Origin of the sequence: Delftia sp. RIT313 (assembly GCF_000632165.1) — a bacterium.
Classification (GTDB): Bacteria; Pseudomonadota; Gammaproteobacteria; order Burkholderiales; family Burkholderiaceae_C; genus Comamonas; species Comamonas acidovorans.
Window position 1 is genome coordinate 56,539 of record NZ_JFYT01000037.1, and the last position, 24,094, is coordinate 80,632.

Sequence of the window (24,094 nt, forward strand, 5' to 3'; positions counted from 1 at the left end):
CCGCATACTAGCAGGCCGACCCACCCCTGCGAATGACGTCCCGCACATGCCGTCCATCCGTCCTCTGCGCCCCCTGCTGTTGCTGTTTCTGGCGATCTCGGTCGAGGCGCTGGCGCAAGCGCCAGCTCCCGAACCTGTCACCGCGGCTGCGTCTGCCACTGCATCCGCCGATGCTTCCGCCGATGCTTCCGTTTGCAGGCACCGGGCCGACACCGCCTGCCTGCAATCCTTCAACCTGCCCGGCGATGCGGGGCGCATGCGCTACTACGCATCGCAGGCGCCGGGGGCCAGCAACGGCGCCATGCCCCGGTCCGCGCTGGTGGTGATGCACGGGCATCCGCGCGATGCCAACCGCAGCTTCGAGGCCGGCCTACGGGCCGCCGAAGGCGCGCAGCGGCTGCAGGACACCCTGGTCATCGCCCCGCTGTACCAGGTGCCCGAGGACCAGGCTGCGCATTGCCACAGCCGTGGCGTGCCAGCAGCCGGGAGCGCAGACGCGGTATGGACCTGCGCGGGCTGGCTGGCCGGCGAGCCCTCGCTGGGGCCGCATCCGATAGGTTCTTTCGCCGCGCTGGATGCGCTGGTGGCCGAGCTCGTGCAGCGCTGGCCCGGCCTGCGCAGCGTGACCCTGGCGGGGTTTTCGGCAGGGGCTCAGATGCTGCAGCACAGCGTGGCCTTTGCAGCCGATGCGCCGGGCACAGTCACCTTGCGCTACGTGATCGCCGACCCGGGCACCTGGCTGTATTTCGATCCCGTGCGGCCACAGCCGAAGATGGCCGGGCAGAGCACCGACTGGGCAGCCTGCGGCACAGGCGCGGCGTTTCCGGGGGCGTGCAGCTATGTCTTCCATGCGCCGCCCGCCGCCAGCTCCTGCCCGGGCCATGACCGCTGGAAGTACGGCCTGCAGGACCTGCCCGGCCACCTGGGGCGCGATGCGGCTGCCGCGCGGGCCCGCTATGCGGCCGCGCAGATCGACTACCTGGAAGGCGCCCTGGACAGCAGCGCGGACAAGGGCGCGTTCTATCCCATCCTCGACAAGTCCTGCGCCGCCATGCTGCAAGGCCCGTTCCGGCTGCAGCGAGGCCACGCCTTCGCGGCCTACGAGCGCGAGCTGCTGGCGCCGCAGCGGCCACGCCGCTTCGTCGTGGTGCCGGACTGCGCCCATGATGTGGCTTGCGTGCTGCCGTCCCTGGCCGCGCGGCCCCTGCTGTTTCCACCAGCGCCCTGACCCCGCAACGGAGTGCCCCATGACCCCCACCACCGAACAAAAGCGCGCCACCTTCCACGCCCTGCACCGCCAGGGCTGCTTTGTGCTGCCCAATCCCTGGGATGCGGGCAGCGCCCGCATGCTGCAGGGCCTGGGCTTCAAGGCGCTGGCCAGCACCAGCTCGGGCCATGCCTGGTCGCTGGGCCAGCCCGATGGCGCCATCTCCCGCGAGATGACGCTGGAGCATCTGCGCAGCCTGGTCGCGGCCACCGATCTGCCCGTGAATGCGGACTTTGAAAGCGGCTTCGGCCTGGGCCCGCAGGAGGTTGCCGAAAGCGTGCGCATGGCCGTGGACACCGGCGTGGCGGGCCTGTCCATCGAAGACTCGTCGGGCGATGCAGCCAACCCCTTGCGCAGCATCGAGGAAGCCGTGGCCCGGCTGCGCGCCGCCCGTGCCGCCATCGACGAGGCCGGTGGCGGCACCTTGCTGGTCGGGCGTGCGGAGAATTTCTTCGTGGGCCGGCCCGATCTGGACGACACCATTGCCCGGCTCAGGGCCTATGCCGAGGCCGGCGCGGACTGCCTGTACGCACCCGGCATCCGCAGCGCCGAGCAGATCCGTGCCGTGGTGGCGGCCGTGGCACCCAAGCCGGTGAATCTGCTGATCGGAGGGGCCAGCGAATGGAGCCTGCAGGATGCCGAGGCCATGGGCGTGCGCCGCATCAGCGTGGGCGGCGCACTGGCGCGCGCAGCCTGGGGCGGCTTTCTGCATGCGGCGCGCTCCATTGCCGAGACGGGGCGCTTCGACGCGTTCGCCCAGGCCACGCCGGGCGCCGAACTCAATGGCTTTTTTCAGGGCAAGGACTGATCCGCACCGGCCTGCAGCCGCTGCGCGGTCATGACCCAGACCGCGATATCGAGCAGGGCAGCCGCGCGCTCCGCCGGCGGCAGCTGCGGGTCCAGCACGCCGTCCATCTGCCTTGCCAGGGCGCCCCAGCCCAGCAGCGCGCCCTCGTCGGCCCAGGCGCGGCCGGCGGCCAGCAGCGGCATGCCCGCCCCCGCAAGGCCTGCGGCCTGCATGTCGGCCAGCCAGGCCTGGCCTTGTGCCAGCCAATGGCGCAGCGGCGCGGTGGTGCTCTCGTTGCTTGCTTTGCTTGAATTGCTCATGGAGCCTTCTCCACACCGACTTCGGCAAGCGGCGGCGGCCAGGCCGTGCTGGGATGGTGCCAGTCCACGCTGTCCTGCCAGCGCACGGAAGCCACGGCCATCTGCAATCGTCCGGCCACGAATTCCACGCGGCCAAAGACTTCCCGCAGCACGCGGCCGCGCGCCAGTTCCCTGCGCAATGCCTCACCCGCCCTGCCCTGCATGCCGCGCAGATCGCCCACCAGGGACAGGGAAGGCCCGGGCACCGGCGACCGCAATGCAATCGTCCAGCGCTGCAGCAGCTCGTCCCGCTGCGCCAGGCCGCTGCCGGCCACCTGCAGCCGTGCCCAAAGGGGCGGCTGCTGACGCCAGGGGTCGGCATGCAGCTCCTGCAGATGGCGCTGCAGCAGGGCCTGGGGATCGTCGGCCACCGGCAGCGGGCTGGTCACCTGGATCGGCAGCGGGCCGGTCGCCTGGGCCGGTGCCAGCCGCGTGGCGTCGCGCGCCGACAGGCGGCCATCGTCGCTGGCCCAGCCGTCCAGCAGCACATGGGGGCCTTGCAGCAGCTGCCTTGCGGTGAGGCCGCCCAGGGTTTCCGAGTCCAGCGCCCCGGCCGGTTCCCACTCCGGGTCGAAGCCTTCGGCGCGCGATGCGGACCAGGTCAGATACCGACCGCTGGCCGCGTCCTGCAAATGCACGGAAAACCCGCGTTGCCCGCCGCGCGCATGCCATAGCTCGGCTGCCACGGCGTGCAGGCAAAGGCCTTGCACGCGCCGGTAGCTGCGCCTGTGCACGCCCGCCAGTTCGCTCAGGGGCCGTGGCATGGGCTGTTGCGCCAGGCCGCGCAGCAGCATCCACAGCGCGGCCAGCAAGGGCGCCACGCGTTCGGCCGCACCGGCACGCCCTGCGCGCTCGTCACGCAAGGCGCGTACCAGCAGGTTGAGCACGCTGGCAGGGCGCGGCAGGTCGGCCTGGCGCAGTTCGGTGGCCAGTGCCTCGCCCTGGTCGAGGAAGGCCGGGCTCATGCCTGCACGGCCCTGCAGCACCCAGCCGGTCAGCCATTGGCGCGCCTGGGCCAGCCGCTGCAGTGCGCCGGCTTCCAGCGCATGCGCCGGCAGCTCCGGCATGGGTGCGCCCGCCAGACGCCGGGCCTGCAATGCCACCAGGGCGCGGTGGGCGCAGGCCGCTGCCTTGCAACTGCAACTGGCCGCCGCAAGGCCACCGGCGCGCGGCAGGCGCACGGTGACTTCGTCGGGGTTGGACAATTCGCCGATCAGTGTGGCCGGGGCCTCTTCCAGCACCGCCTCGAAGCCCTGGGCCATCCAGCGCAGGGCCTTTCGCTGGGCGGCCATTCCAAAGGCCTGGGCCACGGCGCCGGCATCGCCGTCGAGCCACGGGGCAGCAGGCGCCTGGGCCATGCCATCGGCCGGGATCTCGTGGGCCAGCCGCGCCCGCAGGCCCAGCAGCAAGGCGCACAGATGGTGGCAGGGGCCAAAGGCGGGGCAGCTGCATTGCAGCGTGGCAAAGCCCGCGCCGGCCAGGGTCTGGACATGGCCTTCGATGCCGGCGCGGGCCTGGTTGGCCGCCAGTTCCCACTGCCCTGCATCCACCGCCGCCAGGGCCTTGGCCCCGCGCTTGAGCAGGCCCTTGTTGGCCCAGTCGGCAATGGCGTCGTCGTCCAGGGTGCGCAGCCATTCCTGCATCATGAGGGCCGCCCTCCCTGCATGGCCCGGGCCAGCCAATCCACCAGATGGTCGGGCGTCATGGCGGCGACCTGGGCGCCGCGCGCCACCAGTTGCGCGGCCAGGTCGCGGTCATAGTCGGGGTGGGCGCGGCGGTCCAGCGCAGCCAGCACCAGCACGCGGGCGCCACTGGCAACCAGCCGCTCGGTCTCGGCGATGACGCGGGCCTCGTCATGGCCTTCGTACAGGTCGGTGATCAGCACGATCACGCTGCGGCGCGGCGCGGCAAGCTGCCCGGCCACATGCGCCAGTGCCGCGCCGATGTTGGTGCCCCCGCCCAGTTGCGCGCCCAGCAGCAGCTCTTCGGGCGCATGCAGCTGGCCGGTGACATCGGCCACCGCATCGGAGAACAGCAGCACATGGGTGCGCAGGGCGCGCACGCGCGCAAAGATGCTGCCCATGACGGCGCTGTGGATGACGGATTCATGCATGGACCCGCTCTGGTCCACCACCAGCCACAGGTCCCAGGTCAGGCGCTGTGCTTCGTTCTCCCTGAAGAACAGGCGCTCCAGCACCAGCACCTGCTCCTCGCTCTGGTAGTGGCGCAGGTTGTGGCGCAGGGTGCGCGGCCAGTCCAGATCGCTCATCTGCCCCTGGCCCCGGCTACTGCGGCGCCTGCGCCGCCGCCCCAGGGCCGAGTGCACGCGCGAGGACAGCCGCGCCTGCAGATCGGCCACCACGCGCGCCACCAGCCGGCGGGCCTCGGCCAGCACCTCGGGGGGCAGGCTGGTGCGCACAGCCATCAAGGCGGCCACCAGTTCGATGCTGGGCGTGGCCTCGGCCAGGACCTGGGGATCACTGAGCAGGCCATGGAGCCCATAGCGCGACAGCGCATCGCGCTGCAGCGTTTCCACGGCGCTGCGCGGGAACAGGTCGCGCACCTCGCCCAGCCAGTGCACGGCCTGGGGCTCGGGCACGCCGCTGCCGCCCTGGCGCGCGGACAGCCCGCCTGTGCCCTGCCAGGCGTCGGTGCCTGCACCGTCGGGCTGCTCGCGCAGGCGGTGCTCGCGCTGGTAGAGATAGTCCAGTGCCGCGTCGCGGCGCGCATCGACGGCATCGAGTGGCTGCGCCGCAGCCAGGGGCTGGGCGGCCTCGGGCCCGAGGATGAGGCGCCAGCGTCGCAGGGTGGCGGCATCGATTGCCTGTTCCTGCATTGGCGGTTCGTGCATTGGCGGATCTTCCCGGCTCATGACAGTCCCCAGGGTTGCAGCAGCCGGCCCACCTGGGCCGCCAAGGCGCGGCTGTGCGCCAGGGCCTCGTCCGATGGCAGGTGCACCGGGCCCAGCGTGGTTGCGGCAGGCGGCGGGGCCGCGCCCGACAGACCCGCCAGCCGCACGGCCAGTTGCCGCAGTTCGGCACGGGTCAGCTGGGCAAAGGCCAGCCGCAAGGCGGGCAGGCCGGCCAGGAAGGCGTCTTCCGGCCAGTGCGCAATGCCGTCACTGAGCAGGCGCAGCAGCGGCGGATGGCTGAGCAGCCAGCCCTTGGCCACGCGCAAAAAGCCCTGCAGGTATTCGCCCATGGCGGCGCCATCGACCTGCGCCAGGCCCAGCATGGTGCGCAGGGCGGCATCGGTCTGCGCAATCTGCCAGCGGCCGGCCATGCTCAGAATGCCGGCCGTGGCGCCGCGCACGCGCGCAGGCGTGCTGTCGGCGCCTGCCTCATGCAAGGCGGCACAGGCATCGTGGAACAGGCCGGCGTCAGCCCAGGGCGCGTGGCGGCAGACCATGCCGTGCAGATCGGCCAGGGCATCCAGGGCCTGTGCCTGCTGGGATGCATCGCCCTCGCCCAGCCAGGGCAGGCGCAGGCAGGCCTGCGCAAAGCAGCGCCGCAGCAGCGGCAGCAGGCGCGCCAGGCCCACGCCGCCCAGCGCATGGCGGGCCTCGTAGGCCAGGGCCAGGCAGCCCGTGGCGCGGGCCAGGGCCAGCGCGTCGTGGCTGCGCTCCATCCAGGCCTGCACGGTATCCAGCACCTGCTGGGCGATGCCGTCCAGCCCCATGACCAGCACCTCCAGCACGCGCTGCGCGGGCTCCGTGTGGGCCGTCTGCGCCAGGCGCTCGCGTACCAGGTGCACCGCGGCTTCCTCCAGGCTGGAGCCGTGGCACATGGCCTCGGTCAGGGCCACCGTGGTCTCGACCTGCCAGCCCAGCGTCCAGACCTCGCGCACGCGCGCCAGGCCCGTGCCCGCCACGAAGTCCGGCCCGGCCAGGCGCTGCGCATAGGGCACGCCCAGGTAGCACAGGCGGTGCAGCCCCTGCGACAGCCGGCGGTGGCGCGCGCTGCGGTAGATGTCCAGCTCCTTGCGCACGGGTGCGGCGGGCCGCACGGGCAGGCGGTGGCGCAGGCAGAAGGCCTGCACATCGACCAGCAGCGGGGCGGCCGGCGCGTTGGGTGGCAGCTGGCCGTAGTCGTCGGCGTCCAGCAGCCATTGACCAATCTGCTGCCCGGTCTGCTGCACCATGGGCTGCGGTCGCAGGGCCTGGGCATGCTCCTTGAACACGGCGCTGTCCAGCGCCTCCAGCAGCTCGGCCCGGCCGCCGCGGCATGCGCGCAAGGCGGCCAGGCCATGGGCCAGGCGCACGGCCTCGGCCGCGTCAGGCAGGCTGGCGGGCATGCCCCGGGCGCGCAGGCTGTTCACGGTGCGTGCCGCCATCTCGGGCCAGGCCTGGGCATCGGGTTGCGAAGCGCCCTGCTCCAGCGCCTGCCAAACGCCCTGGTAGTAGCCGGGCATGGGCATGCCGGCCGCGTAGCCGCTGGCGCGCTCCAGCCGCTGCAGCGTGTAGGCAATGAGGTGCACGCCCACATCGATGGCGGGCCTGGCGTCCGCAGGCCGGGCGGGGGCCGAGAGGCCGGCAACGATGCCGGGCACATGGAAGCCGCCGCAGACCACCAGGCAGCGCCCGCCTTCGGCCAGGGCCGCGCTGACCTGGGCGGCCATGTGGGCCTCGCGAGCCACGTCCTCGGCATCCATGCCGCTGCCGCCCGCGCCCTGCTCGCGCTCGCGCAGCAGCTGGCTGAAGGCCAGCACGCCGGCAAAGTACGCCTGGGGCGAGGCGTCCTCGTTGCCAGATTCGTAATGCCGGTCCCACCATTCGTCGAAGTCGCGGCAGCCGCTGGCCTGGATGAGGCCGGCCAGCACATCGGGCGCGCGCCGCGCGGGCTCGTCGGCCAGCAGGGGTTCGGGCGCACAGGCGAAGTAGTCCAGCTGCGCGGCCTGCGCCAGCCTGTCGGCATAGGGCAGGTCGATGAAGCGCACGGCGCTGCGCAGCCGCGCCGCCTCGCGCAGGGCCACCCATTCGGGCGAGAAGGCGGCAAAGGGCACATAGCAACGGCAGCGCCAGTCTTGCTCGGCCGTGCCGGGCCCGGCCATGGCCGCATGCAGGTAGGCGGCCAGCGGGGGACGCGCCTGGGCGTGCTGCAGCGCGGGCAGCAGGGCATCGAGCTCGCCCGGGCCTTCGATCAGCACGTGGGTGGGCTTGAACTCGCGCATCAGCGCGCGCAGGTGGTGGGCGCAGCGCGGGCTGTGGTGGCGCACGGGCACCAGGCGCAGCTGCGGCAGCGGCGCCAGCCACGCGGCAGCGTCAGTGCTCACGGCCGCCTGCGACAAAGTCCTGCCACTGCGGCTGCCCTGCGCGCTGGCGTGCCACCACGCGCAGGTATTCGGCGAAACGGCGCCGGTCCTCGTCGTCGTCCTTGATCACCGTGCCCAGCAGGTGGCGCGCCAGGTGGGCCGGACCCACCTGCTCCTGCCCGAAGTACCAGCACTGGCAGGCGGCGTTGAAGGCCACGTCGATGGCCTCGGCCGTGGACAGCACGGTGCCCGGCCGCTCCACGGCCGTGCCCTCCACGCTGCCGCTGCGCAGCTCCTGGAAGGCCGTGGCCAGCAGGGCCAGCACATCGGGCGCGACGGTGGTGCCGATGCGCTGCTGCGCCAGTGCGCGGCCCACCTCCTGCCCTATCAATGCGGCCTGCGCGGCCACGCCTTCGAGCGGGCGCATGGTCTCGAAGTTGAAGCGGCGCTTGAGCGCGGCCGACATCTCGTTGACGCCGCGATCGCGCAGGTTGGCCGTGGCAATCACATTGAAGCCCGGCCGTGCCAGCAGCCAGGGCTGCTCGTGCTTGAGTTCGGGAATCTGCAGCAGCCGCTCGGAGAGCAAGGGCACCATGCAGTCCTGCACTTCGGTGGAGCAGCGCGTGATTTCCTCGAAACGCAGCAGCCGCCCTTCCCCCATGGCGCGGTGCAGCGGGCCGGGCACCAGGGCTTCGGGGCCAGGGCCGTCGCGCAGCAGCAGGGCGTAGTTCCAGCCATAGCGGATCTGCTCTTCCACCACGCCGGCACCGCCCTGCACGGTGAGCTTGCTGTCGCCGCTGATGGCGGCGGCCAGCAGCTCGGACAGCAGGGACTTGGCCGTGCCCGGCTCGCCCACCAGCATCAGGCCGCGCTGGCCGGCCAGGGTGACGATGGCGCGCTCGACCAGGGCATCGTTGCCGTGGATCTTGCGCGCGATGGCCGGCCCGCCGCCGTCAGGTTCCGCACCGCCCAGGATGAAGCGCCGCACGGAGCGCGGGCTCAGGCGCCAGCCGTCGGGGCGCGGGCCCTGGTCGGCGGCCTGCAGGGCCGCAAGTTCCTGGGCGTGGGCCATCTCGGCCGGCAGCCGCTGGGCGGCAGGCTCCGGGGTGGCCGCTGCAATGCGTTTGGTGGCCATCAGTCGCTCTCTTTGGTGCTGGCCGATTTGGCGGCGATGGCCGCGAACTGCGCCATCAGCGTGGCCTGCAGCGCGCGCGGCCACTGCTGCGGCTGCAGCCGGGGCCAGCGGCCATCTTCGCCGCGATGGCTGCTGTCGTAGACCACGGCATGGGTGATGTCCACGCGGTTGTCCAGGTCCATGAACGGCAGGTAGCGCCCGTGGTGGAGTTCGATGTACAGCTGCGGGCCTGCCAGGTCCAGCTTGTGCTCGTAGATGCCGGGGCCGTCCCCCACGGGGCCGGGGCGGTAGTTCCACTTGGCCAGCAGACCGGACAACGCGCCCTGGCGTATCTGCAGCGGGCCGGCGGGGTGCAGGGCATGGTTCTTCCACTGCCCGGCTTCGGGCAGTTGTGCGCCTGCGTTCAGCTGGTCGATCAGCGGCTGCAGCTCGTAGTCGGCCAGGCAGGTGCGCCAGGCCTCAACCTCGCCCGCTGCGGCATCGACCGGATGCCAGAGCAGCACCTGCGCATCGTCGGGCAGCTCCACGCCATCGTCGTTGGCGTCGAGCAGGGAAAAGTCCTCGGCAATGCGAAAGCTCGCGCCCTGCTCCAGCCGCCAGATCAGGCTGCGGCCCACGATGCGCAGCAGGGGATGCAGCAGGAACAATCTGCGCCAGCGCGGGACGGACCAGCGCTGTCCCGTCATGAAGGCGGTACCCAGGCGCGGCACCTGCTGCCTGGCGATGGCCTTGACGCCAGCGGCAACGGTCTTGAATTCGGCCTGGGCCGCATTCCACTGCAGACGCAGCGATTCGTCCTTGAGCGCAGGCAGGGTCTTGGAGGCCTTGCCCTTGTCGCCCACCACGCGCAGGCTCAGGTCGCCCTGCAGCTGCAGGCGGTAGCGCTGCGGGCCCACCTCCAGCACCAGGCCTTCGCCGCCCAGGCCGAAATAGGGCGTCAGCTCGTCATACAGCTCGATCAGGCTCAGGCCGCGCCGCTGGGCGGCCGCCTTGAGCGCGTCATGCGTGGCTTCAATCACCAGGTCCTTGAGCTTGCGCGAGGTGGACAGGGTCTGGACCTGGGACAGCGCGTACAGCGTGTCCAGCGCACCGAGCTGCTCCACGGCGATGATGGCGCGCAGCTTCTTGCTCCAGCCCCAGGCCTTCACGGCGGCCACCAGGGTCTGCACCAGGCGGTCGTCGACATGGCCGTTGGCCAGTCGCAGCGCCCAGCGCGCCTTGGGCTCACCCTCCAGGGCCACCCAGGCATTGACCAGGTGCAGGGACAGCTGGGCGCGGCTTTCGGCCGGCACATGGGCCAGCAACTGCTCCACCAGCGGCGGCAGCTCTTCCTCGGCCGTGGCCACCAGGTGCAGCACGGTGCGGGCCGCATGCTCGGACAGCGGCGCGAACAGCGCCAGGGTCTCGGGCTGGTCGTAGGCCTTGATGCTGCTGGAAAAGCGCTTGAAGCGCGCCACGCGGGCCTCCAGCGCATCGAGTAGGACCCGGCCCTCCTCACCCTGCGCCACGGTCAGAGCGCCCGGCACTGGGACGCCCAGGGCCAGCAGCCGGCCCTCGACCATGCTTTCGGAGCCCAGGTCCAGGCCCGTGCGCAGCAGCGCCTGCAACAGCGGCGCGACCCCGGGATCGGGATGGGCCAGCAGGATGTCGCGGCAGGCCAGCTGCATCGCCTTCTCGCGCCGCTGCAGCCAGGCGTTGGACTCGAAGACAGCGCCTACGGCCTGCGCATCCAGCCCTTGCATGAAGCGCGCCACCGCTTCGCGCAGCGCCCGCGAGCTGCTGGCCGCCAGCAGTTCGCCCAGCAGGGGCAGCCGGGCATGCAGCATGGCCGGGTCCAGCTGCGCCAGCAGCGGGGCCAGGCGCACGGTGGGAATCTCGCGCAGGTAGTCGGGCTGCTCGGCCAGCATCTGGTTGAGCAGGCCGATGAAGGGCTCAATGCGCGACACCTGCAATATGCAGCGCAGCAGATGGGGCAAAAGCTCCGGGTAGCGTGCCGTCCAGATCTGGCGGGCGACCACCGCATCGAAGTGGTACTTGGGCTGCCATCCTTCGATCCAGGCGACGAAGGGCGCGGCATCCTCCCGCACCAGGCGGTCGAAAATGGGGATGAAGTAATCAGCCGGCTCGCGGTCCGCCCTGCCCAGCAGCAGGTTGACCAGTTCCAGGCGCCGCTGGGCATCGGCGCCCAGGTCCCAGCGCAGCGCGATCAGGCCCGGGTCTTCGTTGATGGGCTTGTCGTCGAACCAGTCGGGATGGCGGCGGTAGAAGTCGTACCAGGGCGCGCAGCGCTGCGGGTGCGGAACGTCGCTGTGCCGCGTCATGTAGACATCGCGGATGTCGGCATAGAGCGCGCCGCCGCGCTCTGCCAGCTCCATCAGGTCCTGGTCGTCCAGGCTGCCCAGCAGCAGCTTCCAGTCGACTCTGTCATACCTGCCGCCGGACTGGACGTTCAGCTCTGCGGCCCAGTCCAGCAGCTGCATCACCCGTTCGCGGCTGATGCCCGGGTACCAGAGCCAGCCGAACATGTCCAGGATGCGGATTTCACGGTAGTCGTTGTCGCCGTCCGGCGCAGGTGGACGGGCCAGGCTGGCGCGCGCCATCTGCTCGAACTCGGCCGCAAGCTCGGGGCTGTGGCGTGGAATGTCGCCGTCCAGGCTGCCGTCAATCCTGCGCCCGAAGGGGATGGTCTGCCGCGCGAAGGCCAGCCACAGGTCATGGTCATGGGTCCAGGGCAGATCGAAGTTGCCCAGGGCGCGGATGGGGTTGGAATAGTCGTCGAAGGCCTTGCGCGTGAAGGCACCCACTTCGTCATGCCGGCCCGCGCGCATGCGGCTGGCCAGCACCTGGACCAGTTCGGCGGGTGGCAGCGAGGTGCTCAGTTCCTCCAACGTGGCCTGGTCGGTGTGTTCTAGGGTCGAAGAGGTCATGGATTCAGGGGTTCTGGAGGGAGTCAAACCTGGGCTGCAGCTGCTGCGGCTGCCGCGCCCGCAGCGCGCGAGGCCAGGGCCTGGAGCATGGCGCACAGCGATGCCTGCAGCGGCAGCGGCCATTCGGCCGGGGGCAGCAGGCGGTCGGCGGCCATGTCGCGCAGGGCAAAGCCTTCGATGTCGATCTCATGGCCGGGCTCGTAGTACGGCATGGCCGCGCTGTGCAGCAGTTCCACGCGCCAGCGCTGCACGGCAAAGTCCCGCAGGTGCAGGTAGATGCCGGGGCCATCGCACACGGGGCCGGCATGAAAGCGCCATGGCCCTGCCAGGCCGTCCAGCGCCTGCTGCGTCAGCCGTATCGGTGCCAGGGGCTGCAGCAGCTCCTGCTGCCACTGGCTGGCCAGCGGCAGGTCGGCGGGCGCATCGACCTGCTCGATCAAGGCCTTGAGGCCGTAGTCGGCCAGGCATTCACGCCACTGCGCACGCTCCTGTTCGGTGGCCTGCGCGGGGTGCCACAGGGCGATGCGGCCCTCGGCCGGCAGTTGCACCGCATCGCTCTCGGCATCGACCAGGGACAGGTCTTCGGCAATGCGCAGGCTGAACGGCTGGCCGGCCGCGGGCTCCACCCGCCAGACCAGGCCCTGTGCCACCACGCGCAGCAGCGGGTGCTCCAGGAAGAGGCGGCGCCAGGTGTCCAGCGGCCAGTGCCGGCCCAGCATCAGGCAGGACTGCAGGCGCGGCGCCTGCTGCTGCAGCACGGCCTTGATGCCCTTGGACAGCGTCTTGAGCCGCGCGGCGGCCGCCTCCCACTCCGTGCGCAGGCCCTCGTCGGCCAGGGCCGGCAGGCTGCGCACCAGCTTGCCGGACGGCGTGCGCAGGCGCAGCGACAGGTCGCCCTGCAGCAGCACGTCATAGGTCTGCGCGCCCACCTGCAATTGCACGCCCCGGCCCAGGTCGAAGTCCGGGGTCAGCTCATCACTGAGGTCGGCCAGCGCCATGCCGCGCCGCGTGGCGGCCTCGGCCAGCACGGCCTGTGCAGCGGCCAGCACGCTGGGCTTGAGCGTCTTGCCGGTGGCCAGGGCCTGCACGCAGGACAGGGCATAGACCGTGTCGAGCCGGCCCAGCTGCTGCAGCGCGACCACAGCGCGCTCCTTGCGCGTCTTGTGCCAGGCCAGGGCGGCCGAGGACAGCACATCGACGATGCGATCGTCCGCCGCGCCGGGCAGCAGCTTGAGCACCCAGCGCGATTCGGGCGCGCCATCGGCAGCCACCCAGTGCTGGACCAGGGCCAGGGCCAGCCGCGCGCGATTCTCGGCGCTGGCCTGGGCCAGCAGTTGGTGGGCCAGCGCCGGCAGCTCCTGCGGGCTGGTGGCCGCCAGGTGCAGCAGCGCACGCGCAGCCTGGGCCGACAGGGGCGCGAGCAGGTCCAGCAGCGCCGGCTGGTCCAGCGGGGCAATGGCGGGCGACAGGCGCTGCAGGCTGGCGGCCTGGGCCTCAAGCTCTGCCAGGGAGCCGGCACCATCGCTGCCTGCCGGCGCGGCCTCGCCGGCAGATGGCCTGGCTGCGTCCGCAACCGGGGCTGCGGCACCCAGATCCTTCAGGCGCGCCTGCACCGGGCCTTGCTCGGCCACCTCCAGCAATCCACCGGACAGCAGTGCCGACAGCAGGCTGCCAGACGCCGGATCAGGATGGGCCACCAGCACATCGCGGTAGGCCAGCACCAGATTCTTGTTGGGCTTGGCCAGCCAGCCGGCGGCCTGGGGCGCATCCACGGGCAGGGCAGACAGGGCCTGTGCCAGCGCCGCACGCAAGCCTTTGGAGGCACTGCCGGAGGCGGCCTTGCCCAGTTGCGGCAGCAGCCGCTGCAGCGTGTCCAAGCGCAGCGCGGGCAGCAGGTGCGTGAGCGGGCCGGCGGCCAGCCGGGCCAGGTCGCCAGGGCGATCGGCCAGCAAGGTCTCGGCCACCGGGGCGTAGCCGGCGCGGTCGGATTCGTGCTTGCAGCCGTCTGCGCAGGCCGGCAATAGCAGCGGCAGCAGGGCCGGCCACCGGGCGTCCCACAGCCGCTGCGCCACGACGGGATTGATCGCCAGGTGGCCCAGTTGCTTGAACCAGGCGACCAGGGGCGCAGCGTCGGTCTGCAGCATGCGCTCCACCAGGGCACGGTCATGCGGCCAGTCATCGTCCGAGGCAAAGCACAAGGCCTTGAACAGGTCCTGGGCCAGCAGGTCGCGGCGCGCGGCATCGGCCGTCTCCCAGCGCGATGCAATCAGCACGGGCTCGGGCAGGCGCAGCTGGTCAAGCACGGCGGGGAATTGCGCAAAAAAATCCCGCCACAGCGCCCAGCGCTGCGCTGCAGGCCGCGTGCGCTGCAGCGGCAGCTGGCGTTGGACGATGTCGCGGCTGAGCTGGCCGCCGCCGTCCTCGATGGCCATGGCCAGCAGTTCGGGCTCGGGCAGCCGGTGCAGCAGGTGCTGCCAGTGGCAGTAGTACTGCGCGCCGGGCGCAATGCCGGCTTTTGCGCTCAGTTCCCGCGCCCAGCGCAGCAGGCCGGTGATCTCGGCACTGGACATGCCTTCATGGCCCAGCACGCCAAACACCTGCCTGAGCACGAGGTCGTAGCCATCGCGCAATCTCCAGGGCTGGTGGGTGCGGCTGCCCCAGTCATCCAGCCAGGCGCGGGCCAGTGCCGTCAGCTCCGCGGTCAGCTCGGCACTGCGCCGGGGCACGCCCGAGTTGCCCCCATAGAACTGTCCCAGCGGAAGGCTGATGCGCGCCAGCGCCAGCCACAGCGCGTGGTCGCGCTGCCAGGGCGCATGCTCACCGGGCAGCTGGTGCAGCCGCTCCTGGCACAGGCTGCTGCTGTCGCGCAGGAAGTCCGCCACCTCGGCATCGCGCCCCTGGGCCAGGCGCTTTGCCAGTTCGGCGGCAAAGGCCGGCATGCCCTCGCGCCCGGCCGGCGCGGCCGTGTGCAGTTCGTACAAAGCCTGCAGGGGAAGCGCTGCTGTCTCGTTGTTGCTCATGGTCTGTGGAGTCTTGGATGATGGGCGGTCGGGCGGCCAACGTTTCAAGGGAGCAAAGGTTCACAAAGGCTCAGGCAGCCGCCTTGGCCGCCAGGGCCAGCCACTGGCCTTGCAGCGTGGCCAGCAGCGGCTTGGGCAGCCGGGCCGGGTCGGCGCTGGCCCCGTATTCCTTGCTCAGGTCGTGCACGCGCAGGCCTTCCACGGCCACGGGCAGGCCCAGGTCCAGGTAGGGCGGGAAATAGCCGTGCGACAGCTCCAGGCTCAGCTCCAGCGCGGGCAGGCGCCACACATGCTCATTGATGCTGGGGCCGTCGCCCACGGGGCCGGGCCGGTAGCCGAACTTCTTGAGCAGGCCACCAAGCTGCTCCTGCGCCAGCGTGATCGGCGCGGGCGGCAGCAGCATGCCGTTCTTGAACTGGCCGGGCGCGGGCTGCTCGGCGCAGGCGCCCAGCTGGTCAACCAGGGGCTCCAGCTCATAGTCGGCCATGTAGGTCTGCCAGGCTTCGCGCTCGCCGGGCTGGGCCGTGGCCGGGTGCCAGAGGCTGATGCTGCAGCCAGCGGGCAGGGCCACGGTTTCATCCTCCACATCGACCAGCGAGAAGTCCTCGGCCAGGCGGAAGCTGGTGCGCGCCAGGCCCGGCGCATCCTCTGCGCGCCAGATCAGGCTGCGCCCCACGATGCGCAGCAGCGGGTGGGCCACGAACAGCCGCTGCCAGCGATCCAGCGGCCAGCGCTTGCCGCTGACCAGGGCGGCCAGCATGCGCGGCGCCTGCTGCTTGACCACGGTCTTGAGGCTGGTGGCCAGGGTCTTGAGCTGCGCGGTGGCGGCCTCCCATTCGGGCTTGAGCGCCTCGTCCTTGACCGCAGGAATGGTCTTGCTGGCCTTGTTTTTGTCGTTGATGACGCGCAGGCTCAGATCGCCCTGCAGCTCCACGCGGTAGCTCTGCGGCCCGACCGTGACCGTCAGGCCCTGGCCCAGGCCGAAGTCCGGCGTCAGCTCGTCGAAGAGTTCGGGCACGCTCATCTTGCGGCGCGCGGCGGCAGCGCGCAGGGCGATGCGCGCCGTGCGTTGCACCTGGTCCTTGAGCGAGCGCGACTCGGAGATCTCCTGCACGCGCAGCAGAGCGTAGAGGCTGTCCACCTCGCCCAGATGCTCCACGGCGGCGGCCGCGCGCTGCAGGCGCGGGCGGTTCCAGGCCTGGACGGCGGACACCAGCGCATCGACCACGCGGTCATCGGCATGGCCGGGCAGCAGCCTGAGCGCCCAGCGCTGCTTGGGTTCGCCCTCGGAAGCAATCCATTGCTGCACCAGGGCCAGCGCCAGGCGGGCACGGTTGTCGGCCGGAATGCGCGCCAGCAGCTCGCCGGCCAGCGGCGGCAGGCCGCCTTCGGCAATGGCGGACACATGCAGCAGCACGCGGGCCGCGTGTTCGGACAGCGGCGCGCACAGCGCCAGCAGCTCGGGCGTATCGAAGGGCTTGATGGCCGCGCTCAGGCGCTTGATGGAGGCGAGCTGGGCTTCCAGATCCACGCCGCCAGCGGCAGACGCTGGCGATGCGGCATCTGCCTGGCTTTCTTCCGATGTCGAGGCGCCCTGCCCTGTCAGGCCCAACTGCTGCAGCCGCTGCTGCACGCTGCTGGCCGAGGCCGCATCCAGCTTGCCGCCGGCCAGCAACTGCGCCAGCAAGGGACCGACAGCAGGGTCGGGATGGGCCAGCAGCACGTCGCGGCAGGTCAGCAGCAGGTTCTTGGGCGGCTTGTTCAGCCAGCCGGCATCCACCAAGCTGGCCAGCGGAATATGGGCGGCCAGGCCGGCCATGGCGGCGCGCAGGCCCTTGGCGCTGCTGCCTGCGATGAGCGGGGTCAAGGTGGGCAGCGTGGCCTTCAGGCTGGCGGTGTCGAACGCGGGCAGCACATTGACCAGATCCTTGACAGGCACCTCGGCCAGATCGGCCGGGCGGCGGGTCACCAGTTCGCGGATCACGCTGCGGTAGCGGCGCAGCTCGTCCTCGCGGTCGCAGCGCTGGGCCATGGCGGGCAGCAGCAGGGGCAGCAAGGCGGCATCGTCGTGCTTCATGACATGCATGGCCAGCGCCAGGCTGATCTGGTAGCGGCCGTTCTCGCGCAGCTGCTTGGCAAAGGGCGCGGGATCCTCGGCCACCAGGCGGTCCAGCAATTGCAATGCGCTCGTCCGCTCGGCGCGCTGGGAGTAGGTCAATTGGCTGAGCAGCAGCGAGGCCAGTTCCTCTCGCCGGGGCGCGCCGGCACTGGCCCAGCGCTGCCCGATCAGGTCGGGATCATCTATGTAGGATTTGTCGAAGAGCTGGGGATGCTCGGCAAAGAAAGGCAGCCAGTCCTTCCAGCCCTGGCCCTTGGGCTGCCTGGGCTGGCGCTCGTTGCGGTAGTGGTCCAGCACATCGTCGAACAGCTTGCCGCCCACGGCGGCGTAGCGCAGCAGGTCGGCATCGTTCAACTGGGCGACCAGGGGCTTCCAGGCCGCGTGGTACTCATGGTTGCGGCGGAACCCGGCCGCCTCGCGCAGCGCCAGCGCCCAGTCCAGCGTGGACGTCACCTCGTCATAGGGCATGCCGGGATAGCTGAGCCAGGGCAGCAGGCTGCCGAGCACCAGGCCTATGCCCTTGTACACAGGCAGGTCGGCGCTGCGGGCGTGGGCCAGCCATTGCTCGGCCAGCACGCGCACTTCGGCAGCCACATGGGCATTGGTCAGCTCCTCGCTGCGGCCCGACAGCACATGGCCGCGCGGCACGGTGAGCCGCGCAAAGGCCAGCCAGCGTTCGCCGTCACGCGACCAGGGTGCGTCGCTGCCGCTCAGATGCCCCAGGATGTTGAGACAACGCTCCTCGCAGCCGCGCAGGAAGGTGCGTGCCTCGTCGGCGCGCCCGTCATGCAGGCGGGCGTCGAGTTCGGCGGCAAAGGCCTCGTCGCTGAGGCTTTCATGCAGCCGGTCATAGAGATCGCTCAGGGAAGCCGCGTGAAGATCGGTAGTGCTCATAAAGATGAGGAGATGAACAATGTGGGCAGCCGCAAACCAGGGCCTGCCGGGATGGAGACGGGGGTGGAGCCTGCACCGGACGGAAGCAAAAGTTCTTGATCCATCCGGACAGTCCCTCGGAAAACTCACAGATTCATGCCCTGCGTATGTCGTCAGCTTTGGAAAAATCTGTAGCGCCATCCGCAACGGCCACGCCATTGTTCCCCGGCACGCACGCGGTGCGGGCGCCGATATTGTCAGGTCGCGGGCACCGCCACTTGACAGGCTGTCAAGCAGGCGACTGCCACCGCTGCGGGCCATGGACTGTACTGGGGACTTTTCGCCCAGGCGTACTGCCCGGCCCTGCCATGCCGCCGATACCATGGACCGCGACATGACCCCAGAGACACCCCATGCCCCTGTCCCAGACGCACAAGCTCTTTGATGACGACGCCTACCTGGACCGCTGCGAAGCCACCGTGACGGCCGTCAGCCCCGAAGGCATCGAGCTCGATGCCACGGTCTGCTATGCCCGCAGCGGCGGCCAGGCCGGCGACACCGGCACGCTGACCCTGGCCGATGGCCGCAGCCTGGCGCTGATCGACACCGTCTATGCCGAGGACCGGCAGCGCATCCTGCATGTGCTGCAGACCGATGCCCCGCCCCAGGTGGGTGAACGTGTCAAGGTGGTGATCGACTGGGACAGGCGCCACCGGCTGATGCGCCTGCACACCTGCCTGCACCTGCTGGGCGTGCTGGTGCCTATGCCCGTGACGGGCTGCAGCATCTCGCCGGACTCGGCACGCCTGGATTTCGACCTGCCCGAGTCCACGCTGGACAAGACCGATCTGACGGAGCGCCTGAACGCCCTGATCGCCGCCAGCCATGCCGTGAACGTGGACCGCATCACGCCCGAGCAACTGGCTGCACAGCCCGACCTGGTGCGCACCGCAGGCGCCGCACCCCCGGGCGGCACGGCGACGATCCGCATCATCGACATCTCCGGCCTGGACCGCCAGCCCTGCGGTGGCACGCATGTGCGCAGCACAGCCGAGATCGGCACGGTGGCCGTCACCAAGATCGAGAAGAAAAGCCGCACCAACCGGCGCGTGGTGGTGCAGTTCGCCTGACACCCCCCAGACCTGTTGATGCCAGACCTGTCGATGCCAGGCCTCAGGACATCCAGGACCTGGGCGCCACAGGCCCGCTCGCCTCAGGGGGCCCATCGCCTCCCTGCGCCAGCCCCTCGCCCTGGCTACCGGACTTTCGCACCAGTTGCAGGATCTGGTCGAGCTGGTCATGCTCGACGGCGATCGAGTGCAATCTGAACAGCACATAGGGAATGAGGACGCTGGCGCAGGCCATGGCCGCCAGCGCCGCCTGTTGATGGGAGCTGTCGACGAAGAACGCCGTCAGCAGAAAGATGGCGCCGATGATCGAACCTATGAAAACAAGCAATCTCATACATTCCCTCTATTTTCCGCAATCGTACCCAAATGTGACTGACGTGAGTAGAGGCATGCGAGCTGTGGGGTTGCCCGTCGCCAAAAGACCACGGGCGGCAAAACCGTTTTCCTGCGGCAGCCCGAATGCATGCCCTGCATGCGCGACGCCATACCGCATGCTCCAAGCGCAAGTCTTCGAACTCTTTTGACTTGATTCAAATCAACCTGCCGCCCCCGATCCTGTCTATGCTTAAGGCAGCCATACAAAGCATCCATGGCGACAGACCGCCTGCCGGTCCATGGCCCTCGGATGCCAGCCACCTCACCCGCTTTTCAAGGAGAAAACAATGGCAAAGCAATGGAAGCCCGTCCTCTTGGCCCTCGCAATGACTGCCGTCGCCGCGCCTGTGCTGGCCGCCGACTGCGCCGTCGAGATCGAAGGCAATGACGCCATGCAATTCAACAAGCCCACCATCAGCGTGCCCGCCAGCTGCAAGCAGTTCACGGTCAAGCTCAAGCACGTGGGCAAGCTGCCCAAGACGGCCATGGGCCACAACTGGGTGCTGAGCAAGACGGCCGACCTGCAGCCCGTGGCCAATGACGGCATCGCCGCTGGTGCGGCCAAGGACTTCGTGAAGGAAAAGGATGCCCGCGTGATCGCCCACACCAAGGTGATCGGCGGCGGCGAGAGCGATTCCGTCACCTTCTCCACCGCCGCCCTAAAGGCCGGCGAGGCCTACAGCTACTTTTGCTCCTTCCCCGGCCACTCCGCGCTGATGAAGGGCACGCTGACGCTGGCCAAGTAAGCCGGCGACCTGCCTTGTGCGCGGGGCTCTCGTCCCGCGTTCAAACCGGCGGCACTTCGGTGCCGCTTTTCATTTGCGGGGCCAGGCAAACCGCGCTTGCCTGGCCTGCCGATCCCTGCCGCTCTGCGTGGCCTCTCAGTGCCTGCTGGTGGTCCTGCCATGCGAGCGGCCCTGCATTTCCACGCAACCCTTTTGCATCAGGCGCAGCAGCAGCTGGGTCCAGCTGGCGTCGGCCCATTTGGCGCTTTCCAGCACCAGGGAGCGCGCGGCCTGCAGGCCGTCGCCGGGCTGCAGCTCCACGCGGAAACTGCCGCGTTCGCGCTGGGCCGTGACAGCCACCACGCTGCCCAGCAGGGCGATGTCATGCGAAGGCCTGGGGCCCTGCGGGCCGTCCAGGTCCACGCGCAGCACGCAGCCGGGGCGCAGTTCGTAGGTCCAGCGATGGTCGGCATGGCCGGCCGCGCCCATGGCGTTCATTTCGGCAAGCCGCTGCTCCTGGGTCATGTCGTAGGGGCTGATGATGAGCGCCTGCTGCTGCGGATAGCCCTGCACGCCATCCAGGCAGGCGGCCATGAAGATCACGGCCGCCGCGCATGCCAGCAGTTTCCATGCGCCGCGCGGGCCCCGACGTTCAGCGCGCGGCATGGGCCGCACCGCCGTCTTCATCACCCGGTACCTGCAGCGACACGTCCACGCGCATGGCCAGCACCTTGTCGATGGCCTTGCCGTCCATGTCCACCACCTCGAAGCGCCAGCCTTCCCATTGCACGGTGTCGGTGACACACGGCAGCCGGCCCGTGAGCAGCATGACCATGCCGGCCAGCGTGTGGTAGCGGCCGCGCTCTTCCTCGGGCACGGTGGCCAGCTCCAGCCGGTCCTTGAGTTCGGGCACGGGGATGTGGCCGTCCAGCAGCCAGCTGCCGTCCTCGCGCTGCAGCGCCCAGGAGTTGCGCGGATCGCGTGGCTGGAATTCGCCCGTGATGGCTTCCACCAGGTCCTGCAGGGTGACGATTCCCTGGACCTCGCCGTACTCGTCGATCACGAAGGCCATGTGCACGTCGGACAGGCGAAAGCTCTCCAGCAGTTCCATGCCGGTGATGGTCTCGGGCACATAGAGTGCGGTCTGCATGGGCTGGTCGGTCAGGCCCTGCTCCTTGCCCTGCAGCGCGCGCGACAGCCACTGGCGCGCGTTGAGCACGCCGATGATGGAGTCCATGCCGCCGCGCACCACGGGAAAGCGCGCGTGGTCGGACTGCTCGATCACGCGCAGGTTGTCCTCGAACGGCGCATCGGCATCCAGGCAGACCACGTCGCTGCGCGGCACCATGAGCGAGCCGATCTGGCGGTCATCAAGGCGGAACACGTTGCGCACCATGGTGTGCTCGTGCGATTCGATGACGCCGGCCGTCGTGCCTTCGGCCAGCATGGCGTGGATCTCTTCCTCGGTGACGGCGCTGCCGCTGTTTTCCTTGACGCCCAGCAGGCGCAGCAGCGCATGGGTGGACACGGACAGCAGCACCACGAAGGGCTTGGTCAGATGAGCCAGCCAGTTGACTGGGCGTGCGATCAGGCGCGCAAAGGTCTCTGGGTAGGTCTGGCCGATGCGCTTGGGCACCAGCTCGCCGACGACGATGGAGAAATAGGTGATCAGCACCACCACCAGCGCCGTGGCCGTGTAGCCGCCATAGGGCGCGGGCACGCCCAGGCGCTGCAGCCACTCGGCCAGCGGGGCGGCCAGCGCGGCCTCGCCGACGATGCCGTTGAGCACGCCGATGGAGGTGATGCCGATCTGGATGGTGGACAGAAAGCGCGTGGGGTCGGCCCCCAGCTGCGCGGCGGCGGCGGCGCCGGCATCGCCCTCGTCAATGAGTTTTTGCAGGCGCGCTTTGCGCGCCGTCACCAGCGCGATCTCGGACATGGCGAAGACGCCATTGAGCAGGATCAGCGCAAAAAGTATGGCAATTTCCATGATGCGTGTTGTGGGAACCGGGAGCCGCAGCTGCGGCAGAAAGGGCCCATGCGGCGATGGGTCCGGGAAGAAGGAAAGCCAGGGGCCAGCCCGGCAGCCGGGCATTCAGGACAGGGTCCCGAAGCGGCAGAGGCACCGCAGGCGCAGGGCACTGCAGGTCAGAAAACGGCAATGGGGGATCAGGCTGCCCGCGGAGGCCGGTCGGGCGGTGCCAGGCTGCGCCAAGGGCCTTCGCGCAGGCTGGCGGTGATGTGGCGCCCGGCCTGCAGGCGGGGTGCCGGCATGCCGTCCACGGCGTGCACGACATCGGGGAGGTCCTGCTGATCGTCCATCAGCGCGTGGTCGAAGTCATCGAGCAGGGAGACCGTGTCCACCCGCGGCGCTGCCGCGCGCTCCGGGCCGGCGCAGGCGGCGCGCGGGTGGACACCGGGCGGCTCGCATGGCTCGTGCGGCAGGGCGCGCCATGGCGCAAGCCCCAGCGTGGACAAGGCCACGCTGACGACGAAGTGCAGGGAGAAAACCGCGATGAACCATCTGGACATGGTCCTCGGATTCTATCCATGCCCGTGACCCGCAGACAGGCAGGCCGCCTGTCCACCGCTGTTCGCCGCTTCCTACAAGCGGCGCGCCGGAGCCGTGGAAACATGCGCCACGGCCCACTCTCCGCCCTCTGCCATGAAAGCCATCCATACCCTTTTCACCGTGTTGCACGCTCTCATCGCGCTGCTGTTTTCGCTGGCCGCCGTGGCCCTGCTCTGGATCGCGGGCCTGAAGGGCTGGAACGCCATGGCGCATGGCGTGGATGGCGAATCGGGCCTGCGCATCGTCGAGGCGCTGGGCATCCTGGCCTCCGGCGTGGTTGCACTGCAGATCGCCCAGACCATCACCGAAGAGGAAGTCATCCGCGAGGCCCACATCAGCGGCCCCACGCGCGTGCGCCGCTTTCTCTCGCGCTTTCTGGTGGTGCTGGTCGTCGCGCTGGCCGTGGAGGCCCTGGTCGCCGCCTTCAAGACGCAGGAAGAACCCGCCCACCTGCTCTACCCCGCCGCCCTGGTCAGCGCCGTGGGTATCCTGCTGCTGGGCTGGGGCGCCTTCATCCACCTCAACCGCTCCGCCGAGGAACTGGAGCCCGAGGCCATGGAAGAAGCCAAGGGCGAGGACCACAAGGTCAACAAGTCGTGAGGGCCAGGCCCGCGCACGCAAGGGTTGACAGGCCGCATCGCCGGCCTCAGGATGCGCGGATGGTTTTTGCCACGCACCGCCTCACGACCACCACCACGACCGCCAACGGCGGACCGTGGACGGATACCTGAGCGCCGCAAGGCAGCCACCATCCCCCAAGGCCCCGCCCACGATGGACGGGGCCTTTGCGTTTCTCCGTGCATCCAGGGCATCACCGGAGAGACTTCATGCAGATTCCCCCTTCCGCCCCATCCGCCCCTTCCGTCGCGTCCGCCGCTTCCTCCCCATCCTCGACGGCCGCACCGGACGGCCCACGGCGTGCCCTGCTCGTCATCGACATGCAGCAAGGTCTTTTCAACGGCAGCGATGCGCCGTTCGACAAGGACCGCGTGCTGGCGAACACCCGACAACTGATCGCCCGCGCCCGTGAAGCCGGCGCGCCCATCTTCGCTGCGCGCCACACCGGCCCTGCAGGCTCGCCGATCGCCCCCGGCAGCCCGCTCACGCAACTGCTGCCGCAGCTGGGCATCGATGCGCAGCGGGACCGCGTCTTCGACAAGACACGGCCCAGCTGCTTCGAGGGCACCGGCCTGGCCACCTGGCTTGCCGAAGCCGGCATTGCCGAACTGGTCATCGCCGGCATGAAGACCGAGTTCTGCGTGGACACCACCTGCCGTGCCGCAGCCGGCCTGGGCTTTCGCCCGGTGCTGGTGGCGGATGCGCATACCACCACCGATTCGCCGCTGCTGCAGGCCGGGCTCATCATCGGCCACCACAACCGCACGCTGGGCGGCGCCTTTGCGCGACTGGTGCAGACTGCGGACTGCCGGTTCTGAACGGACTTCGCGCATGATGGCCATGGCAGCGTCGCGGGTCGTGCCGTGGCAGCCTTGCATCAAACCAATATGAATGATTTCCCGTTAACTGGTTCATGACGTGCGCAGGCCTGGCATGC

At 70.1% G+C, this 24,094-nt stretch carries 18 protein-coding genes; 6 read left to right on the forward strand and 12 right to left on the reverse strand.

Annotated elements, in window-relative coordinates; translation table 11 throughout:
- The first annotated feature begins 46 nt into the window (after positions 1 to 46).
- Both BW39_RS09580 and BW39_RS09585 read left to right on the forward strand, forming a co-directional pair.
- Positions 47 to 1,228 (forward strand): hypothetical protein, encoded by a 1,182-nt coding sequence (locus BW39_RS09580; protein WP_081816172.1) that lies wholly within the window; start codon positions 47 to 49, stop codon positions 1,226 to 1,228.
- A 19-nt stretch (positions 1,229 to 1,247) separates the two neighbouring features.
- Complete coding sequence (locus BW39_RS09585) at positions 1,248 to 2,075, forward strand: isocitrate lyase/PEP mutase family protein (RefSeq protein ID WP_043821377.1); 828 nt, start codon at positions 1,248 to 1,250, stop codon at positions 2,073 to 2,075.
- Here BW39_RS09585 and BW39_RS09590 read toward each other — a convergent pair.
- The 8 genes from BW39_RS09590 to BW39_RS09625 all read right to left on the reverse strand — a co-directional run bounded on the left by BW39_RS09590 (position 2,060) and on the right by BW39_RS09625 (position 17,758).
- Entirely contained in the window at positions 2,060 to 2,374 is a 315-nt protein-coding gene (locus BW39_RS09590) for a hypothetical protein (protein WP_043821378.1), read from the reverse strand. The two genes, BW39_RS09585 and BW39_RS09590, sit on opposite strands and share 16 nt — an antisense overlap.
- Positions 2,371 to 4,059, reverse strand: coding sequence for an SWIM zinc finger family protein (locus BW39_RS09595; protein ID WP_043821379.1), 1,689 nt, complete (start codon positions 4,057 to 4,059; stop codon positions 2,371 to 2,373). The genes BW39_RS09590 and BW39_RS09595 overlap by 4 nt, the downstream gene beginning before the upstream one ends.
- Entirely contained in the window at positions 4,056 to 5,264 is a 1,209-nt protein-coding gene (locus BW39_RS09600) for a VWA domain-containing protein (protein ID WP_235264187.1), read from the reverse strand. Before BW39_RS09600 ends, BW39_RS09595 begins: the two co-directional genes overlap by 4 nt.
- Positions 5,265 to 5,281: 17 nt before the next feature.
- Positions 5,282 to 7,684, reverse strand: a complete 2,403-nt coding sequence (locus BW39_RS09605) for a DUF5682 family protein (RefSeq protein ID WP_043821417.1) — start codon at positions 7,682 to 7,684, stop codon at positions 5,282 to 5,284.
- On the reverse strand, positions 7,674 to 8,798 hold the full coding sequence (locus tag BW39_RS09610; RefSeq protein ID WP_043821381.1) for an ATP-binding protein: 1,125 nt from the start codon (positions 8,796 to 8,798) through the stop codon (positions 7,674 to 7,676). Before BW39_RS09610 ends, BW39_RS09605 begins: the two co-directional genes overlap by 11 nt.
- Positions 8,798 to 11,725, reverse strand: a complete 2,928-nt coding sequence (locus BW39_RS09615; protein ID WP_043821382.1) for a DUF4132 domain-containing protein — start codon at positions 11,723 to 11,725, stop codon at positions 8,798 to 8,800. The genes BW39_RS09610 and BW39_RS09615 overlap by 1 nt, the downstream gene beginning before the upstream one ends.
- A gap of 23 nt (positions 11,726 to 11,748) precedes the next feature.
- On the reverse strand, positions 11,749 to 14,745 hold the full coding sequence (locus tag BW39_RS09620; RefSeq protein WP_043821383.1) for a DUF4132 domain-containing protein: 2,997 nt from the start codon (positions 14,743 to 14,745) through the stop codon (positions 11,749 to 11,751).
- A 70-nt stretch (positions 14,746 to 14,815) separates the two neighbouring features.
- Positions 14,816 to 17,758, reverse strand: a complete 2,943-nt coding sequence (locus tag BW39_RS09625) for a DUF4132 domain-containing protein (protein ID WP_043821384.1) — start codon at positions 17,756 to 17,758, stop codon at positions 14,816 to 14,818.
- A gap of 392 nt (positions 17,759 to 18,150) precedes the next feature.
- Here BW39_RS09625 and BW39_RS09630 point away from each other — a divergent pair, with 392 nt between their 5' ends.
- Positions 18,151 to 18,867, forward strand: a complete 717-nt coding sequence (locus BW39_RS09630; protein ID WP_043821385.1) for an alanyl-tRNA editing protein — start codon at positions 18,151 to 18,153, stop codon at positions 18,865 to 18,867.
- Between the two features lie 43 nt (positions 18,868 to 18,910).
- Here the strand turns inward: BW39_RS09630 and BW39_RS09635 are convergent, their stop codons facing one another.
- The gene (locus BW39_RS09635) at positions 18,911 to 19,201 is read right to left on the reverse strand and encodes a hypothetical protein (protein WP_043821386.1); all 291 of its coding nucleotides are present in this window, start codon (positions 19,199 to 19,201) and stop codon (positions 18,911 to 18,913) included.
- Positions 19,202 to 19,529: 328 nt separating this feature from the next.
- Here BW39_RS09635 and azu point away from each other — a divergent pair, with 328 nt between their 5' ends.
- A complete protein-coding gene (gene azu, locus BW39_RS09640; RefSeq protein WP_012206029.1) occupies positions 19,530 to 19,988 on the forward strand; it encodes an azurin in 459 nt (152 codons plus the stop codon).
- A gap of 135 nt (positions 19,989 to 20,123) precedes the next feature.
- On the opposite strand, the gene BW39_RS09645 is transcribed toward azu, so the two are convergent.
- From BW39_RS09645 to BW39_RS09655, 3 genes are all read right to left on the reverse strand, one after another.
- The gene (locus tag BW39_RS09645; RefSeq protein WP_043821420.1) at positions 20,124 to 20,633 is read right to left on the reverse strand and encodes a hypothetical protein; all 510 of its coding nucleotides are present in this window, start codon (positions 20,631 to 20,633) and stop codon (positions 20,124 to 20,126) included.
- Complete coding sequence (locus tag BW39_RS09650) at positions 20,620 to 21,957, reverse strand: hemolysin family protein (protein ID WP_043821387.1); 1,338 nt, start codon at positions 21,955 to 21,957, stop codon at positions 20,620 to 20,622. The genes BW39_RS09645 and BW39_RS09650 overlap by 14 nt, the downstream gene beginning before the upstream one ends.
- Positions 21,958 to 22,136: 179 nt before the next feature.
- A complete protein-coding gene (locus tag BW39_RS09655) occupies positions 22,137 to 22,499 on the reverse strand; it encodes a hypothetical protein (RefSeq protein WP_012206032.1) in 363 nt (120 codons plus the stop codon).
- A gap of 133 nt (positions 22,500 to 22,632) precedes the next feature.
- On the opposite strand from BW39_RS09655, the gene BW39_RS09660 reads away from it, so the two are divergent.
- Positions 22,633 to 23,139, forward strand: a complete 507-nt coding sequence (locus BW39_RS09660) for a hypothetical protein (protein ID WP_043821388.1) — start codon at positions 22,633 to 22,635, stop codon at positions 23,137 to 23,139.
- 227 nt (positions 23,140 to 23,366) lie between these two features.
- Positions 23,367 to 23,975, forward strand: coding sequence for a cysteine hydrolase family protein (locus BW39_RS09665; RefSeq protein WP_081816174.1), 609 nt, complete (start codon positions 23,367 to 23,369; stop codon positions 23,973 to 23,975).
- Positions 23,976 to 24,094 lie beyond the last annotated feature (119 nt).